Raw genomic sequence first — 17431 nt, forward strand, 5'->3', positions numbered from 1 at the left:
ACCTTTTCTTCCTTATATTTTATATAAGCTATCTGATAGTTGCTGTATTCTAATTAAGGATATTTTATTCATTTTTGGTCCTCGAGACTCTAAAATTAGTTTGCCCAACCGGTTTAATAATAGAAAAAATAACAATTCACCTTGCTAACCCGTAATTAAAATCAAAACCACCCGTGTGAACGGGTGGTTTGTTCTGCGGCTGGAAGCCTCTATTACCGGTCACAGCCTAAAAGGCTTTCTGAAAGGTCTCCCTCTTGCACCACTTTTACTCGCTGATTCTAAAAGAATCTCTCACTACTTCTTCTTATTTTTCTTTCCTGTAAACGGATCATGCTCTTCGAACAATGTTAGCTGATCTGCTACATAATCTTCCTGTACTTGATTACGAATATATTCAGCTATTTGCTCCTTGTTTCTTCCTACCGTATCCACATAATATCCTTTACACCAAAATCTTCGGTTTCCATATCGGTATTTCAACTCTGCATGACGATCAAAAATCATTAAGCTACTCTTTCCCTTTAAGTACCCGATGAATTGTGACACACTCAACTTTGGTGGAATACTTACAAGAAGGTGGATATGATCTTTACAGGCATTGGCTTCTATAATCTCCACTTTTTTTCTTTCACATAGTTATCGAAGAATCTACCCAATACTTTGCTTATATTTTCCATAAATTATTTGTCTCCGATATTTTGGGGCAAATACGATGTGATACTTACATCTCCATTTTGTATGTGCTAAACTTTCAGTATCCTTTTTCATAAGGGCTCCTCCTAAATTTGATTGTGATGCGGTCGGGAAACCAACATCAGTTTATCAATTTTGGGAGGTCTTTTTAATACCACGCTGGAAGCTCTCCGGAACCACTCGCAGAGCAAGTGGTTTTCAGAACATACAATCAAAACCACCCGTGTGAACGGGTGGTTTGTTCTGCGGCTGGAAGCCTCTATTACCGGTCACAGCCTAAAAGGCTTTCTGAAAGGTCTCCCTCTTGCACCACTTTTACTCGCTGATTCTAAAAGAATCTCTCACTACTTCTTCTTATTTTTCTTTCCTGTAAACGGATCATGCTCTTCGAACAATGTTAGCTGATCTGCTACATAATCTTCCTGTACTTGATTACGAATATATTCAGCTATTTGCTCCTTGTTTCTTCCTACCGTATCCACATAATATCCTTTACACCAAAATCTTCGGTTTCCATATCGGTATTTCAACTCTGCATGACGATCAAAAATCATTAAGCTACTCTTTCCCTTTAAGTACCCGATGAATTGTGACACACTCAACTTTGGTGGAATACTTACAAGAAGGTGGATATGATCTTTACAGGCATTGGCTTCTATAATCTCCACTTTTTTTCTTTCACATAGTTATCGAAGAATCTACCCAATACTTTGCTTATATTTTCCATAAATTATTTGTCTCCGATATTTTGGGGCAAATACGATGTGATACTTACATCTCCATTTTGTATGTGCTAAACTTTCAGTATCCTTTTTCATAAGGGCTCCTCCTAAATTTGATTGTGATGCGGTCGGGAAACCAACATCAGTTTATCAATTTTGGGAGGTCTTTTTAATACCACGCTGGAAGCTCTCCGGAACCACTCGCAGAGCAAGTGGTTTTCAGAACATACAAAAAAACATCTCTAGATTTTATTAAATAAAATCTAGAGATGTAAACTAACAAATTAAAGATTATGGTAAAAATTGTGTCAATTGAAGAAATTTTTTCCTAATTTTTTGTATCTTTCAATTTGGAATGAAATATTATTTAAGTTTTTATTGCATCAACATAATTAATCAATTTATTACCTCTTTCCAGATGCTATATAAAACTAATTTCTTTAAGGTGAGAGCGTGATTCAAATCCCAAATACTCATCACCTTTTGACATTAGTTTCTGACATTACATAAAATTTCATTCTTCGATAGAACCGTTGTTCTTTTGGAATTAATTCGGAAACTTGGGTATTATCGTAACCTGTAAATAGTTGTTCTCCTCTGAGTGCAATAGGTTTTTTTATCAAAGCTGGATGTTTTGCCATTAGAGCAACTAATTCATTTACTGTGAATGACTCAATATCTTTTTCAGTAAAGTTAAATAGAATTTTGAGTGATCGATAACTCAGAATATCTTCAAAGCCATTTTTGGTAAAAGTTACGAGGCCTAAAATTTCCTCAGCTGACAAAGGGTCTTTATCGATAAAACGTTTTTCATAATCAAAATCCTGCCTTTCCAACCAATTTAGCAATTTTTTACAGGATGAGTGACTTTTCTGTACAAAAACTTTTAACAATATAAACGCTCCTTAATATAGTTTTTTAAAGGAAATTTCTAATAACTTCTATTTAGCATGTTTTCCCCTTTTTTTACGATCCCTGTTCCAGTAGAACAAGCCCATAAGTCCAAGCAGTGTTGAGCCTAATGCTGTAAACCAACTATTGCTCTCACTACCTGTCTTTGGTAACTCTTTACCTATTGTTTCTCCGCCTGTGCTAGATAGCTTCTTAATTGCTGTTCCTTTACTTTTCGATAGGATACTATTGTTTCCCAGATTATTGCTCTTAGTTGCTTTATGAGCACCCGTAGCAGCGTTTTCATCTGAATTTGTCAGTGTCATTGTAGCCTTACCATCATTGGTTATTGGTGCTTCATTTTCTTCCCATTTTGCATACAAAGTAATCGCTTCTGTCACTGCTGTTGTAAAATCATAAGCTGTATTCAGGCTTTCATCCGTGTACCAACCTTTAAAGGTTGATCCTTCTTTTATTGGTGCCTCCGGTTCCACAGCAGTTTTTCCTTTTTCGACGGATTGACTATCTATTGAAGATCCACCATTACTTTCAAAATCAACTGGGTAGTTTTCTGCTACAGGTGCTTCATTTTTTTCCCATTTCGCATACAAGATGATTGCTTCTGTCACTGCTGTTGTAAAGTCATAAACTGTATTCAGACTTTCATCCGTGTACCAACCTTTAAAAGTTGATCCTTCCTTTACAGGAGCGGTCGGTTCCATGGCTATTTTCCCTTTTTCGACATTTTGTGTCTCTACGAAAGTGCCACCATTACTTTCAAAATCAACTGGGTATTTTTCTGTTACAGGTGCTTCATTTTCTTCCCATTTTGCATACACGACTTTATCTTCAGAAAGTGGAATTCCAAAGTCAAAAAGTTCTGTCAGTGTATTGTCTATGTACCAGCCTTTAAAAGTAAAACCTTCTCTTACCGGATCTATCGGAGCAGTGACCTTCGTTCCGATCTCTAATACTTGTCCCTCAACTAAAGATCCCCCATTACTATCATACATGATAGTGATGTCATCTACTTGATTAAGAGTTGTATAAAAGGTCCAATCAGTATCATTCCCATCGTTATCTATACCAGCTACATAAACGCTCTTTACTTCGTTTTTAGGAATCACTAATATCTTTGTTACAGGATCGTATTCTGGTTGATCATTCCTCTCAAATACTTTGATAAGTTCTGAGGATAGTACTTTTGTTAAGTCTACCGATTTACTACCATCTGTATTAATAGTATAAAAGCCATCTAAGTCAATAACTACGTTTCCTGTATGACGACGTACTAAATCACATCCAATAAAGCTTGTCATACCAGCAGAAATATAAACCGTTTCTTGCTGGATAGAATGATAAGCGACCACAAGATTAGGACAATTCCTGAAATCAAGCGTTTTCAAATTACGATTGCCCGAATATTTTATTGTAACTAAATTCGTTAGACCAGATACATCTATATTAGTTATATTTTTATTATTATAAACATCCAATCTTTCCAAACTAGTAAAATATTTAATTCCTTCCATATTTTGAACATTTGCCGGAGTAGATAAAACTATAATTTTACTGATTTCATCATCTGATAGGAACCCATCTGAATTAGTATCATATTGCGAAATGAACCTTCTAAAATTTGCATCAGGGAAATTTGTTGCTTCTAGCGCAACACCTGCTATATTTCCTTGTTGTGTGAGATCATCAGCAATCGGAGCGGAAGCTGCAACAGCTTGCTGTGGGTCTGGTTCAGCAGAATCTTTGTTTTTTATCTTCTCTATTTTTGATTCACTGGTTTCTGTTACTTCTTCATTTTCAGGTAATTCTTTGTCTGCGTCTTCTTGTTCAAAATTCTTTGTTTCTCTCGACGCAAGAGAATTCTCTTTAGTTTGGGAAACAGTTTCTTTCAACCCTTGAACCTCTTCTCTCATTTGTACAGTATCAATTGGACTATTCTCAAATTGTTCAGGCTCTGTTACATTGTCTTCTGTCGCTTGGACAGATTGATCAGATACATCTTCTTGTGTAATTACTGAAGTCCCCAATTCACCAAGGGGTTCTTGGGTAACAGGTTTTTCTTGATCCAATATAAATGAATCTATAGACTCTTCGCTTGTTTCTACTTCTTCAATTTGCTCTGAAGATGAGACCCTCTGCTCCTTTTCATTTTCACCTTCCTCTGTTGGTTGAACAGGCTGCTCAATTGCTTCCTGCGTTGTAATTTCTGAAGCTTCTGCATCCATTTGCATTACAAGTCCTAAACTTGTCACAGCAAATAACGTAGCAGCACTACCTAATACTTTCTTTTTCATTTTTTCTCCCCTACCCTTTACCATTCTTGTTTAAACTTACCAACTATTTAAAGACTCCTGAGAAAATTTCAAAAAAACATATAACTAGAGTTATTATAATGCATAATTGTATGTCTTTCCACTTAATAATGGTTTTTAATGTTAATTACGGAGTAAAAATATAAAATAAATAAAATTAATAATAAATTAATGATAATAAATATGAAAAAAACTTGTTTTACAAGGTTATTGATACTATTCTAATATATTGGGAATAGGTCATAAAGGTTATATGGGCGCCACCACTCACACATATAATGAGTATTGCTCTGAGAGTTGAACACAAATATATTAAATAAGGTAACGTACGATACATATTCCGTAGATACTCACATTGATTTCATGATCACTAAATCAAATTCTATCGATGTGATATTTTTTATATCTTTTACTCAACTTATTTGTCCTAAGTCTCTTTTTAGTAATTCTATACTAAAAACTGTTAATATAACAATAAAATAAATTTCTGTAACTATATTGAACATAAATTCAGCAAAAGTTATAATTGTATTTAAAAAGGAGGTTAAAAATGTATAAAGTTAAAATACATTTCGAAGGAACTTACCATTTAGATGTTATTTATAACTTTAAGGTGATTCCTCGAACAAATGATTTTATTCAAATAAACAGCCACAACGTCACAACCAATGGAACTTATTTAGTTACTAAAGTTCTTTTACACGTTTTGAAAAACGACTTTCGAGATAGCGGTTTTGATGCAACTATTTTTGTAACTAAGTCAGCATAAAGTAGGATCATACAATATGATGATGGACTAATTGTTCGATATAAAAGATTAAAAAGGAAGATTTATGGAAAAAAGTAATCAGGATTTTTTACCAGTTACCAAAAGAAATGGGCAATTGTTTTCGCATTTGTTCTGTCTTTAGTTATATCTATTAGTTTAAATTCAAATTTTTTACAGTCAAATATGAAAAGAACATGGATAGTTAGTAGCGATAGCTCAATTATATATGGGTTCAAATCAATACCTAAAGAAGTGATTGTAGCACCTAGTCAGATAGCAATAGATAGTAATATAAAAATCCATATTACCTATGGGTCAAAATCGAGTCGTCCTTCAATTGTTCGCAAGCCTTTTGATAAAGATCACATACTCTACTTATTTTATGATAAACAAGATTCTTCAAATCATTATATGCTTATTCACAACCGAAAAAATCCTGATGAAATGATACTTATGATGAAAAAATCTGAGGATGTTAATGGAGAGGAATTAAATTTATTTATATTGAAAAGAAAGGAAGATAATTAATTGAATGAACAACAGTTAAAATTACAATATAGAAAAAGACCTTTTATAACTTTGTTAATGTTTTTATTAGCTCTTTTTTTTGGTCATTCCATAATTTCCTTCGATTTTGATAATAATAGATGGATATACATTATACTAGTGGCTTCGTTTTGTTTTTTTCTATTTGGCTGCATATATCAACTCGTTTTGTGGAATAAAAAGTATCATTTTTTTATTGATAAGAAAAATCGAAAAATATATATAGAGAATGGCCTAAGAAAAGATAAAGTGATTAGTTTGGATGATATTTTAGGAATGTCATATGATTCGACTACTATAAATTCAACTACAACATACACTTTACAATTTAAAGTAATGCCTCATGTATGGGGGAAATATTATAATAAAAACTCACATAATGTTATACAGTCTGAAAATGATTATAAGTGTATGTTTATTTCTATAGGAATTATTAATCAAAATAAAAAAGACATACAGAAATTAATATTATTTTTAAGTGAATGCGGATTAAAATCAATGGATTTCCAAAAAACGACTTTTGGAAAGGCAAACGGTATTATAAAGAAGCATAGCATTGATATTCAATCTAAAGAGTATAAACGAATATTACACAGACAATGGCTAAGTTATTTCTTTAAATGGTTGCTAGTACTCTATCTCGTTTTCTATTTTATTTTTCAGTTACTGGGAAGAACTAATGGAATCTATTGGTAAGCTACAAGCTAGCTTATTTTAAGATAGTTTGATTTGATTAAAAAAATTTTAGAATTAGAACCTCTTTTGTGTCAAAACGCTTTATACTGGCTTTAGCAGCATGTCAGAAACTAATGCCAAAAAGTGGTGAATAATTTGGATGAAAAATCAGTTTCTCCCCTTCCCTGTGAAAATAATTTCCTCTACCAAAAGAAAATTGTTTTTACAGGTACCTTACAAACGATGACCAGAGAAAAAGCACACCATTTAGTCACCATTCTAAATGGCGAAGTTCATCATGCCGTAAAAAAAAGTCAGATATTCTTGTTGTCGGCGTTCACCACCAAACTATTTTTGAGATAGACGCTCTTTCAAAAAAAGAAGCCTTAGCCCAAAAATACCAGTCAGAAGGATATCCTATTTCTATCCAATCTGAAAAAGAGTTTTTTTTTCACTCGCTGTCGAACAATTGGAAAAAGTCAGAAACAATCTATACTAAAAAGGGACTTTTTGAAATGCAATATGGTTACGCTCGGGTCCCTCTCCTTTCTCAAAGCACCCATAAGCAAATGCAACAATTACAAGAATTTGGTATTCCAAAGAAAAATATTTTTTCAGATAAATTTACTGGTACAAAAGTAATCATCCAGCATTCACTATCATGTTGAATAAAGTGAGATCAGGCGATATGATCGTTGTCACTAAACTAGATCGATTTGTTAGGAACACTCCTGAAGCTTTGGAAATCATTGAACCGTTACTGGATGATGATATTACAAGTGAACTACTCACCACTTTGCTAAACCTGACGGTTCTTAACGTTTGAAGTGGGAGCTTCTTGGGAATAGAGCATACTTGATAGTGTATTTCTTTACTATCAGCGGTGTCTCTTATTTACCAAGCTATCCCCGTAGTTCCTATGGTTCTTAGTTTTATCTAGGCTAATCGTTTTATTCGTAGACCTTCGGTAAGAATGTTTATACTAGCATTTATATCTCGTTCATGTTGGGTATAACAAACAGGACAAGTCCATTTTCGAAGTGAATTTGTTGTTATCAATTTTTTGACCGTCCGAGAAAATAGCAAAATCAGTTACACTGAGGTCAATTCCAATAGCAGAATCGATCTTAAGGAGTTCACTTATTTCTTCTTTAAAAAAACACCCACATAACATATTAATCTTTATTCAATGTTTCTAATTTCCCTCTTATACATTTTAATTTTTTGCTTGTAAAACTATGTCTTTTTTGGAGCAGAGCATGTAATTCATCAATACTTATTTGTAATTCTTTTGATAATTCAATGCAACTCTTTTTACTTGCCAATAGATCTAGTCTAATTTGGCTACTAACTTTAATCATATTATTTTCTAGAAATGAAATTCCTAAATTAAAAAAAACTAAAACTATAATATTACTTAAAAGATAGATTTCTTTTGATGGATAAATAAAATAATTCGCCAAAACGATAAAAGCAGAACTTGTTCCATATAATAGTCCTTTAAAATATACTTGTTTAGCCATAAAAGTTCCTCCTAATTTTCCTAGATTTAGTAGCGGTTACTTATCAGCGAATAATGTAAGGTATCCTAACAATTACAGTTTATTTTACTATATTTTGATTCAGTTTAAGTATAAAGTTCAGTAAACAATCAAAAAAGCAGTATTTAGTACCTTAAAAACTGCTAATTATAAACTTTTCACTACAATAATTAAATTCAACATAGTAATACCTAAACTAAGTGCGCAACTGAACGTCTTCAGGTCGATGATACGGCTTCCGACCGTCAAAGACTTCCCACTTCAGCTTTTTTAACAACTCACCAGTATTTTTTCATTTTATCGCGTTTTCCACGACCTTGTCCTATATATATATATTTCAATTTTCTACATGATTTAATTAAAGGTAAATAAAATCAAGATACGTTCTATGGTTACTACAGTGTTACAAGTAAGGTTCAACGAAAGATCAAAAAGTTTATCAAAAAACTTAAACTACGGATCTGTCTTGTCTTTTCAAAATAGTACTTTAATTCCTCGCAAAAATTCAGAGAACGTTTATATCTATTTCTCCATAAGTGACAATCATTTCGTTTTTGACTTCAATTGAAGAAAACTTCTTTGGAGTTGATTAACTAAGTTAGATAATTCACTTAGTGATGATATCACTGATTTCAATGAAAAAAATCTATCTTTCTTCTCGGATGAATTCTTACCAGCACGTTGATAGGTCATTGCTACTTTAGGAATACTTTCTGTAAGCTGTTGTAATGGTGTTTTTAAAACTATTTTATTCCCTTGAATGGCAAGCTCATTTTTTTCATTCTTCTTTACTACACCGTAAAAATCCTGTTTTAGTTTTATCACTTTACCATCAATAGTATGCTGACCACTGGGCAAAATACGTTGATAGGAGTATTCATTAAATGTTTTTTCTAAAATTGCATTGCCAAAAGTATGTCTATAATATTCTCCATCTTGATTAGACCAGTCTCCAACTCCAAGGATTACTTCAATCAATCGTGTTTGTCCACGTTTAGCTGTTGCTATATAGTTAAACGCGCTGTTGGGACCGGATCCTGTTTTTAAACCATCCTCCCCTTCCAGTCCATACTTGGCGCCAGGAAGAGAATAATTGTAGGTTTCGAAGCTCTCAGCATAGGGAGTTCGCTCCATCGTTGTAACCTTTGGATTTTTTGTAAAATTCAGTACTTCAGGATATTCCTTCAACAAATGAAAGACCATGGTGGCTAAATCTCGAGCTGTCGAACGGTTACTCTCGTTCGCATTAAATCCCTGTGGCTGATATAAACCGGCGAAACTTACTGCAGAAGCACCACTGCAATTATGGAAGTATGTCTGTTTCATCCCAATTTTCTGGGCTTTTTCGTTCATGCTTTGAATGAAAGCTCCTGCATCATTTTTTGAAACAGCATTGGCCAACATCACAGTTGCAACATTAGATGAAGGAACAGTTACCATTTTTAATAATTCTCTTACAGGATAAGCGACTCCTGCAACAATTTTACTATTGCTAAGAGCATAAATTTCACTAATTGCTTGATCTTTTTCAGTAGCTGTAATTGTAGTATCTAAGTTCAGTTTGCCTTCTTTTATTGCATCAAAAACTAAAAAGACAGTCATCATTTTTGAAATACTTGCGGGATCCCTTGGAATGTCAGGGTCCTCTTGCCAAAGAATTTGCCCGTTAGTTCCATCAACAATAATAGACGATTTTGGTTTATTGACTTCCAATGCATCTTTATAACCTGCATTTCGAGTAATTGTTAAAATATCATCCTCCGCATAGGCAGGAATAGCTGAAAGACTCAAACTAAGCGCCATTACAATTAATAAAGTTTTTTTAAACACCAAGACACTCCTAATATGAATTATCATCCTCATTTACTTTCAAAAACTTAATTTTGATTAAGATCCAAATAATAGAATATAGAATGATCAAAAAAAGAACCAATTTTAAAAAGACAATTGATAGGCCAAAGAAAGAAAAAAAGGGATAGTGACCAAATAGTTGACCGAATTTTCGTGTAATCAATGTACATAAAATAATTAAAGTAATTGTTGCCCATTTTCGTTGACTAAGTATGATTAATTTGGTTTCTAAACTAGCTAGCGCTTTTCTCAAAAATATCCCCCCTAAAGAAATGATGTAATAGCAATCAAGTTACCTAAATTAGGAAATCAATTGATGGACTGAATTGATGGCATAATAAAGATTTATTCCTGTAAATGAAATGATGCCAATAGAGGTCAAGAAAGTTTTTGTTGCACCTAAGCTAACTGAAGTTGAGAAAAAGAAATGATAAATAGCTTTTCGATTTTTAATGAGGAAGAAGATTCCTAAAACGAAAAAAGGCAGAATGATTATGTAGCTAATCAAGCTTTGGATATGAATAGGTAAGCCAAAAGTTAAGTGGGATAGTAAATCACCTAAAATAAAGTTGTTAAACATATGAAGAGCAATTGCCCATTTTAGAGAGAACTTTATCGTTGTATACCCCAGTATCAAACCCACGAAAAAGGCAAAAATCCCTTGACTAAAATTACCATGATAAATTCCAAATAGAGCGGACGAAGCAACAATAGCAAAAGATTTTCCATACTTCTCTAATGATCGTAGGATTGCTCCTCTGAAAACCAATTCTTCGGCTATTGGAGCGGCAAAAGAAGTATATAAGAACATAGAGAATGTAGTACTGCCTGCTGAAGCGGCAGAAAATTGACTTTTTAACGTTAGTCCAAATTGGTTAAAGATAGTTTCTAATCCCGTATCAACATAAGTTGTTAAAAACTGAATTCCAACAAAACCGCTAAATAGCATGAAAAAGATTTTAAAATCAATTTTTTGATTAACATGAGTAAAATCAGTGAGCCCTTCTTTACCTCGGAATAAAGAAATAACTAATAATCCGGCACAGAGGGCTACTATATAATGCATCCCACTACTTGCTAGTTTATTTGAGATATCTTCTTGGGATAGAATACCTTGATATCTTTGTGTAACTATCATACCCATAAGAGTGCCACCAATAGAAACGATGCCAGAAAAAACAATAGTATAAAATAAAACCATCCATCCAGTTTTTTTTATGTCCTTCACTTTTCCTGTATTTTTTTGTCGCGTATGTTCCATATATATATCCTCCATTTAGAAAATTTATGATAAGGATGAAAATAATTGACGTATTATCGAAAAAATAGAATTTTTCCTGTTTTCTCTGTTAAGCCTTTTTTTATAGACATAAATCAATGAACATATCAACATGCCAATACTACTAAACAGATAAATCACTGAATTCCTCCTTCTCAATAATAGTTAATTTTTAGATCCTAACCATTTTGTTTGTCATTATCAACTGATATCGACACCAATAATATAACATTTGTTATCAGAATAAAATCTATCAATTTTGTTAGATTTTATTTGCTAAAATTATGGTAATTTATATAATATGTGAGCATATTCAACAAACCCTAGTCTTCTACTTGAAAAATATCAAAAAGAGCAGTTTTTACCAAATTTTATAAGGTTGCTTTTTTTCCGTATCATTCATTTTGAAAACTACATTTTATCTAAATTAACATATTTTTTTTGCTTTTAATTCGACAGAGAGTATTTCGACTAAATCTGGTTCTTTCTTCTACTTCTTTATAATTCATGCCTTGCTGCATTAGCTCGTAGGCGTGCTGTTTAGGTCCCGTGATCGTTACCTTTGGTCGTCCTTCACGATTTAGATGTAAAAGGTATTACTCTCCATCCTGCCCCTCCATTAATTTGTTGCATTTCTTGAACGATCAATTCTTTAATATTCACCATGGTTCAACACACTCCTTTAAAACTATTTTTTTCAACTTTAATTGAAATTGATAGTCACAATGTACCATATATAATTTCAGAAAAATCTAACAAAAATGATAGATTTTTTTATAATAATTTAAGTTATATTAAATGGTATCAGCATAAGCTGATTAATAATTAATTCAATGAAGGAGATGTTTTATGTTGAAAGTAACAAAAATCAAAAATAATGTTTTGGCAACAATTAATGGAGGTGGTAGGCAACTTTACCAAGGTGCGAATGGGTATTTGACACGTGGCAGAAATGGTCGTTATCGATATGTAGTCACAAAAACGCCATCTGAAGCTGTTTTTCGTGTAATGGCTAAGGGATGGGGAAACGCTCTTGGTGGTGGATGGGCATCTCGAAAAAATTAGAAAGAAGGTCTAATTATGGCAGATAAAGAAACAGAAATTTTAAATGACGTAGAACGATTGTTGAAAGGAAATCTTTCTAAACAAGAACGATTAATTTTGGAAGAAGCTCAAAATCAATTTGAATCAAAAGTATATTTTCCCAAAATAATTAAAGATTTAGAAATAAGTTTAACCCCTCTCGCAATTCAAAGTAAACTATCTAAAGAAGTGGGTGCCTTTTATCTTAAAATTACTAGCCATAGATTCATAAACAAAGGTTTTGGTCCTGGTTTAATTATAGTCGGCGGAATGAATTCGTAAAAACAAGAATAGATTTTGTCGCTATGTAATGTAATTGAAGAAAACTCTTCTAAATTACCAAATAGGGACACAATCCTTTCAAGAGTTTTTGTCCCTATTTATCAGCTATTAAACTAACAGACTATGAGTATTTAACCTATATGTCTTGGATAGCAAAACAATTTAATCTTTTTAATGGGAATTCTTTTTTACAAATAGCAGGTAAGTGTGCGCATCTATTTTTCTATTTCAGAATTAGATTGCGAATACTGGTCATACGATTTTTAGAGAAACAGTCGGTTAGTTATTTGAAAGGATGTAACGTAGTATATGAGATCATTTTCTTTCGTACCGCAACAAGATGAAAAGGATTGTGGTATAGCTTGTCTCGCCATGATTTTAAAATATTATAAAACGGAGATCCCTATCCATAAACTTCGCGAGTTTTCAGGAACTGATTTAGGCAGCCAGTATACAGCAATCGGAGTATAAAAATGGCTTAAAACCAACAAAATAAGGCATTCCTATAGTCGAAAAGTAACGCCTTATGACAATGCAGGAATCGAATCTTTTCATGCTTCATTGAAAAAGGAGGGAGTATATACAACGAATTACTTAGATTTTAAAGAAGCAAATCGGGCACTATTTAGCTACATTGAAGGATTCTATAATCAGAACCGAATTCATAGCTCAATTGACTATCTAACTCCACAGGAGCTTGAGAACCTATCAAAAAGAAAACAGGGTAACCGTCTCTACTAAAATGTGTCCAAGATATTAACTCAAATTCAGTTATTTTTCAATTTTTAATAACCATATCTAATATTTGACAGAGCAGTTAGCTTTTTCACTTTATCTGATTGGAAAGTTGATAAAGTGATAGGATATTTTCGAAGACATCTTGATATATCAACATTCATTTTGCTCAAAATGAAAGGAATAGAGGCATCCTTTTTTTCTAACTCTATTTTGTAATTTTCTAAAACCTGTCTTAAATTATTGGTTTTCATATCGTGATTTAAATCATTTACTAACAATCTGATAATGGCTATCGCCTGCTCGCTACGATCTTCCCCTCCAGAAAACCATTTTAATTTAGTCAAAAAAATCCCCCCTAATGTTTGATTACATATGCTACTTATCAATAATACTTTAATGGGGGATATTTTCCATATACCCCATTGAAACAAAATGACATATCTAAAACAATGAAAGGAGCATACAGTGATTTATGTTCTCCTTTAATAAGTTGCTCAGTCCTTAATTCTTGCCGTATCCGGATTAAAAAACTTGCTAACCTGAGTACCAACTAGTCATTTTTTGTACACTAAATCGACATTCTAACTATCGTTTCAAAAACTACTAAGTTTTGAAATATTGAAAGGAGACCAAGAACTTTTTTTACATTGGTCTCATGATTATACGTTAAGAATCAGTGATTCCCTTGATATCAATTTCGTTTACATTGTGAAGTCTATGATTCCTTTTTAACTATAGTGTTGTGCTTCAAATATTCTTTGAGCGTTTCTTTCATACAGACATAAAAAATACCACCTAGCGTAAACCCGAAGCCAATAGCTACACCTATTCCAAGTAATAAAGAATAGAAATTTCCAGAAAAGACTTTATTAAAATCTAATTGAAAAATAAACCAGAATAGAGTTAAGTTAAAAAAATACCCGAAAAATAATTGTCCTTTTAAAATAGAAGTTTGTTTATTAGTTGCTATACGCTTAAAAAAATGATATGTCCAATAAAAAAAGAATCCTTCGATTAATAATAAGAGTATTGCTTTCACAACAGTCCACCAAGTAATTCCATTCATAAAATCAGCAAGAAAAGCAATAACGGGAATTAGTAGAAAGTACAAACTCCTTTTTTTTAGAAAATCAAAAAAAATAGCTGTTTTTAGAAACTCCATTTGGGCTTCAAATTTTTTGATATTTGTAATATCCATATCCGATTCCTCATTTCTTTAAAAAGACACTCCCAGACTTAGTCTTTCTTAGTTTTTTTAAGATGCTCATTCACCACTAATTAATTGTTGTTAAAAATCATTTTCAATTTTTATTACTTTCACAATGAAATATCCCCTCCCTAGAGACAATTATTAATCAGCTTATGCTGATACCATTTAATATAACTTAAATTATTATAAAAAAATCTATCATTTTTGTTAGATTTTTCTTGAATAGTGTATGCTAAGATGAATTGAATTGTGGTAAATATACGTTTGTTGTAGGGGGAAAGCACAGCAGTTTATAATATTGAAAACAATTCAGCTGCAAATTAGGTAACTTATTTCCTATCATTTTGTTATTTAATTATTAGGTCAATACAAAAATTATATTGCGAACTAATTTATATATAAATCCTCATCTTTTAATACAATAGATTAGTTACAAAAAGGCCGCACTCGTCAAAAGAATATAGAATAGAGAAAGACAATAGATTTTCAAATCAGGACTGTTATTTTTAAGCGATTTATCTATTAAAAGTTATGTGAAACAGCTCTCAAGGTAACCTAAAAAATGAATGAAATAAGTGTACAAAAAAGGACCATTTTTTGTACACTTATTACGGTCAAACCAAACCTCATAAGACATTCTCACCTTCTGCTTTATCCCAATGCGCTTTCTTCGGGTGCTTAGCACGGTAGCGTTCAGTATGTTCCCATTTCTCAGGTGCTTGTTGGTAGGTTCCAAAGTCAAGATCGTCCATCAACCATTTTTTTTCTTCATTATCAAAAGTAAACATTGCAATGGCATTCTGTTTGTCAGAAATTAACGCTTCGTCGGCACCAACTTCTTCTACCAATTTCATCGAACGTTTCATATCTATATATAAGTCCAACTGTACTTTGGTTTGAGCGGCATTGACTGAGATCGAATCACCATTGATCTCTAATGTTTGGAATTCTTGATCATACCTTTCTATAAACGGCTTCAGTTCATCGAAGCCGCTTTGCAGCGTCTCCTTGTATTTCTTTGAGGCAACTAATTTTGACATATCAAAGCCACTGCGTACTGCATCATTAAACGTATTGAAGTAATTGACTGCCGAACTCAATAAATGTTTCTGAAAGGCTGCGTTTCCTTCATATAAACTGGTCTCCTTGACCGAAAAACGTTGATCTTTTTCTTCGAGGTCAATCTGCTTTTTGACGTTCTTGGACCCAAACTTTGGATGAACAATAGTGTATGTCAATTGGTAATTTCCTGGTACAAGCGGTCCAAATGTGTACTTGTTCCATTTATCTTCATGCTTCCCTGAAATTTCTTCGGATTCCAACACTGCATGCAGCTCTGATCCTTTTGGCAATTCCAAAACCAGAAAACGTGGATTAGGATAAATTTTTGCTGGCTTGAAGTAAGAAGTGGACTTTTTAATCACGAAGTTTTCTTCTGTCTGTAAAAAATCCACTACTTTCTCCTTTTTCATTGTTTTAAATTGTTTTTGAAAAGCCAGTCGTGCAGCTTTAGAGATTTTTTTCTTATTAGAATAGCTTGGCATGTGCTGTTTCACTACTGTCTGATCATTTTCAATCAGCGCATTTGCTAACCGATTCACTACAGCCTTTTCACTATTTTTTTTACTCGAATAGCCTACGATTCCGACAAGGATTACAAGAACAATCGTGATCGTTATTCTTATTCCTGTCTTTTTAGTCATTGATCCCGCCCCTAAAGGTCTCTCTCATTGATTTAAAGTAATAATTTCGACTTTCATTAGCAGAATTGATTTCCCATTTTCCATCTTTTTTCTCTAGTTTAACTTGGTACCCTTCCCCATTCATATTTTTTTCTGTATTCACTTGTGTCTCATTGATTTTTTCTGGCAATTCTTGCAGTAAGAATTTTTCGGCATCCCGTTGAACACTAGCGTAGTCAGTGTATTGACCTTTATTTTCCTCCACAAATTTTTCTACGATTGCCTTTGTATCAACATCATCCAATAAGACTACCTCAGGACGTACATAGATAACCGCCGACTCTGGGAAAAATTCTCTGAATTTATATGTTACTTTTCCTTTTTCGGCATTTGTTTTTTGAATCTGGTCAATGACCTTTTCTAGTTCTGCCGACGCTGGTTCATAGTGAGTAAAGACATCCTTTAAAGCGTTGACGCCATCCTCTTTGAATGTATTCCGCTCCTGTTCGATATCATTAGCTAGCTCTAGCTTACCTATGGCTTTTTTATCTTCCTCCGATACCTCATCTGAGCCATAGAAAACCTTTGTCACATAGCTATCAACCAATGCTTGTACAGCTTTTGACTCATCATTGTACTCTTTGGTATTGAGGCTTAATTCTACGCCTTCGTCTTTTTCTTCATCCGTTAAATACAACGGCTTATAATGGAGTTCGTATTTGGCATCTTTTTTCACCTCAAAAACAAGCGGCTCTGTAAAACTTTTATCTTCTGATAAACTTTCACTTCCCATTACTTTAAAATTATCATTAGAATCATAGACTCGTTCTGAAGAGACCTTTTTCCCAGACTCATCATACAACGAAAAATCATTCGAAGTAACGTCTAATTTATCCTTTGATTTATTTTTAACTTTAATATCCAACGCTAAAAAACCAGTGGAATCGTCGATCATTTTCCCGTTAGGGACGATATAGCTACCCTTTTCAATACTCAATTCTACTTTTGAGCTTTGTACACTATTTTCTTTAGTATCTTCTTTTTTAGCATCACTGCCCGAGCAGGAACTCAATAGTAATAGTAAACTACTCAATAAAATCAACCCATTGACCTTCTTCATCTTTTTCATCATTTGCTCT

The 17431-nt window shown here is 33.0% G+C and carries 16 protein-coding genes and 6 pseudogenes; 8 read left to right on the forward strand and 14 right to left on the reverse strand.

Annotation, left to right across the window (positions count from 1 at the left end):
• Positions 1-294: 294 nt before the first annotated feature.
• The 4 genes and pseudogenes from tnpA (IGI54_RS13805) to IGI54_RS13820 form a co-directional block, all read right to left on the reverse strand.
• A pseudogene (tnpA, locus tag IGI54_RS13805) lies at positions 295-768 on the reverse strand (IS200/IS605 family transposase).
• A 269-nt stretch (positions 769-1037) separates the two neighbouring features.
• Positions 1038-1511 (reverse strand): annotated as a pseudogene (gene tnpA / locus IGI54_RS13810) (IS200/IS605 family transposase).
• Between the two features lie 380 nt (positions 1512-1891).
• Positions 1892-2308, reverse strand: a complete 417-nt coding sequence (locus tag IGI54_RS13815; RefSeq protein WP_430621521.1) for an ArsC/Spx/MgsR family protein — start codon at positions 2306-2308, stop codon at positions 1892-1894.
• 48 nt (positions 2309-2356) lie between these two features.
• Positions 2357-4618, reverse strand: a complete 2262-nt coding sequence (locus IGI54_RS13820) for an InlB B-repeat-containing protein (protein WP_430621522.1) — start codon at positions 4616-4618, stop codon at positions 2357-2359.
• A 568-nt stretch (positions 4619-5186) separates the two neighbouring features.
• Between IGI54_RS13820 and IGI54_RS13825 the strand changes: the two genes are divergently transcribed.
• From IGI54_RS13825 to IGI54_RS13840, 4 genes and pseudogenes are all read left to right on the forward strand, one after another.
• Entirely contained in the window at positions 5187-5405 is a 219-nt protein-coding gene (locus IGI54_RS13825) for a hypothetical protein (RefSeq protein WP_430621523.1), read from the forward strand.
• 183 nt (positions 5406-5588) lie between these two features.
• Positions 5589-5933, forward strand: coding sequence for a hypothetical protein (locus tag IGI54_RS13830; RefSeq protein WP_430621524.1), 345 nt, complete (start codon positions 5589-5591; stop codon positions 5931-5933).
• The gene (locus IGI54_RS13835; RefSeq protein WP_430621525.1) at positions 5934-6647 is read left to right on the forward strand and encodes a hypothetical protein; all 714 of its coding nucleotides are present in this window, start codon (positions 5934-5936) and stop codon (positions 6645-6647) included.
• A 494-nt stretch (positions 6648-7141) separates the two neighbouring features.
• A pseudogene (locus IGI54_RS13840) lies at positions 7142-7416 on the forward strand (recombinase family protein); the annotation flags it as partial.
• Positions 7417-7562: 146 nt separating this feature from the next.
• On the opposite strand, the gene IGI54_RS13845 reads toward IGI54_RS13840, so the two are convergent.
• The 6 genes and pseudogenes from IGI54_RS13845 to IGI54_RS13870 all read right to left on the reverse strand — a co-directional run bounded on the left by IGI54_RS13845 (position 7563) and on the right by IGI54_RS13870 (position 11279).
• Positions 7563-7712, reverse strand: coding sequence for a zinc ribbon domain-containing protein (locus IGI54_RS13845; RefSeq protein ID WP_430621526.1), 150 nt, complete (start codon positions 7710-7712; stop codon positions 7563-7565).
• Positions 7654-7779, reverse strand: a pseudogene (locus IGI54_RS13850) (RNA-guided endonuclease TnpB family protein); the annotation flags it as partial. The gene IGI54_RS13845 and the pseudogene IGI54_RS13850, both read right to left, overlap by 59 nt.
• A gap of 22 nt (positions 7780-7801) precedes the next feature.
• Entirely contained in the window at positions 7802-8149 is a 348-nt protein-coding gene (locus IGI54_RS13855; protein ID WP_430621527.1) for a hypothetical protein, read from the reverse strand.
• A gap of 561 nt (positions 8150-8710) precedes the next feature.
• Positions 8711-9997, reverse strand: coding sequence for a DUF1958 domain-containing protein (locus IGI54_RS13860; RefSeq protein ID WP_430621528.1), 1287 nt, complete (start codon positions 9995-9997; stop codon positions 8711-8713).
• Between the two features lie 10 nt (positions 9998-10007).
• A complete protein-coding gene (locus tag IGI54_RS13865) occupies positions 10008-10271 on the reverse strand; it encodes a hypothetical protein (RefSeq protein WP_430621529.1) in 264 nt (87 codons plus the stop codon).
• Positions 10272-10319: 48 nt separating this feature from the next.
• Positions 10320-11279: a CPBP family intramembrane glutamic endopeptidase gene (locus IGI54_RS13870; protein WP_430621530.1), complete on the reverse strand. Its 960-nt coding sequence runs from the start codon at positions 11277-11279 to the stop codon at positions 10320-10322.
• Positions 11280-12146: 867 nt separating this feature from the next.
• Here IGI54_RS13870 and IGI54_RS13875 point away from each other — a divergent pair.
• The 4 genes and pseudogenes from IGI54_RS13875 to IGI54_RS13890 form a co-directional block, all read left to right on the forward strand.
• Positions 12147-12362, forward strand: a complete 216-nt coding sequence (locus IGI54_RS13875) for a garvicin Q family class II bacteriocin (protein ID WP_430621531.1) — start codon at positions 12147-12149, stop codon at positions 12360-12362.
• A gap of 15 nt (positions 12363-12377) precedes the next feature.
• Positions 12378-12662 carry a bacteriocin immunity protein gene (locus IGI54_RS13880; RefSeq protein ID WP_430621532.1) on the forward strand — a complete coding sequence of 95 codons (285 nt, stop codon included), beginning with the start codon at positions 12378-12380 and terminating at the stop codon, positions 12660-12662.
• 309 nt (positions 12663-12971) lie between these two features.
• Positions 12972-13103 (forward strand): annotated as a pseudogene (locus IGI54_RS13885) (cysteine peptidase family C39 domain-containing protein); the annotation flags it as partial.
• Positions 13095-13403, forward strand: a pseudogene (locus IGI54_RS13890) (transposase); the annotation flags it as partial. The pseudogenes IGI54_RS13885 and IGI54_RS13890, both read left to right, overlap by 9 nt.
• Before the next feature lie 44 nt (positions 13404-13447).
• Here IGI54_RS13890 and IGI54_RS13895 read toward each other — a convergent pair.
• The 4 genes from IGI54_RS13895 to IGI54_RS13910 form a co-directional block, all read right to left on the reverse strand.
• The gene (locus IGI54_RS13895; RefSeq protein WP_430621533.1) at positions 13448-13744 is read right to left on the reverse strand and encodes a bacteriocin immunity protein; all 297 of its coding nucleotides are present in this window, start codon (positions 13742-13744) and stop codon (positions 13448-13450) included.
• 371 nt (positions 13745-14115) lie between these two features.
• Positions 14116-14598, reverse strand: coding sequence for a hypothetical protein (locus IGI54_RS13900; protein WP_430621534.1), 483 nt, complete (start codon positions 14596-14598; stop codon positions 14116-14118).
• A 638-nt stretch (positions 14599-15236) separates the two neighbouring features.
• A complete protein-coding gene (locus IGI54_RS13905; protein ID WP_430621535.1) occupies positions 15237-16313 on the reverse strand; it encodes a hypothetical protein in 1077 nt (358 codons plus the stop codon).
• The gene (locus IGI54_RS13910; protein WP_430621536.1) at positions 16306-17424 is read right to left on the reverse strand and encodes a DUF4352 domain-containing protein; all 1119 of its coding nucleotides are present in this window, start codon (positions 17422-17424) and stop codon (positions 16306-16308) included. Before IGI54_RS13910 ends, IGI54_RS13905 begins: the two co-directional genes overlap by 8 nt.
• Positions 17425-17431 lie beyond the last annotated feature (7 nt).

This window comes from Enterococcus sp. DIV0800 (assembly GCF_050559735.1).
GTDB lineage: Bacteria > Bacillota > Bacilli > Lactobacillales > Enterococcaceae > Enterococcus_A > Enterococcus_A devriesei.

Excerpts from the sequence above, each read along its gene's own strand:
- IGI54_RS13820 (WP_430621522.1), bottom strand. The coding sequence starts at position 4,618 with ATGAAAAAGAAAGTATTAGGTAGTGCTGCTACGTTATTTGCTGTGACA.
- IGI54_RS13825 (WP_430621523.1), top strand. The coding sequence starts at position 5,187 with ATGTATAAAGTTAAAATACATTTCGAAGGAACTTACCATTTAGATGTT.
- IGI54_RS13830 (WP_430621524.1), top strand. The coding sequence starts at position 5,589 with ATGAAAAGAACATGGATAGTTAGTAGCGATAGCTCAATTATATATGGG.
- IGI54_RS13855 (WP_430621527.1), bottom strand. The coding sequence starts at position 8,149 with ATGGCTAAACAAGTATATTTTAAAGGACTATTATATGGAACAAGTTCT.
- IGI54_RS13870 (WP_430621530.1), bottom strand. The coding sequence starts at position 11,279 with ATGGAACATACGCGACAAAAAAATACAGGAAAAGTGAAGGACATAAAA.
- IGI54_RS13875 (WP_430621531.1), top strand. The coding sequence starts at position 12,147 with ATGTTGAAAGTAACAAAAATCAAAAATAATGTTTTGGCAACAATTAAT.
- IGI54_RS13880 (WP_430621532.1), top strand. The coding sequence starts at position 12,378 with ATGGCAGATAAAGAAACAGAAATTTTAAATGACGTAGAACGATTGTTG.
- IGI54_RS13900 (WP_430621534.1), bottom strand. The coding sequence starts at position 14,598 with ATGGATATTACAAATATCAAAAAATTTGAAGCCCAAATGGAGTTTCTA.
- IGI54_RS13905 (WP_430621535.1), bottom strand. The coding sequence starts at position 16,313 with ATGACTAAAAAGACAGGAATAAGAATAACGATCACGATTGTTCTTGTA.
- IGI54_RS13910 (WP_430621536.1), bottom strand. The coding sequence starts at position 17,424 with ATGATGAAAAAGATGAAGAAGGTCAATGGGTTGATTTTATTGAGTAGT.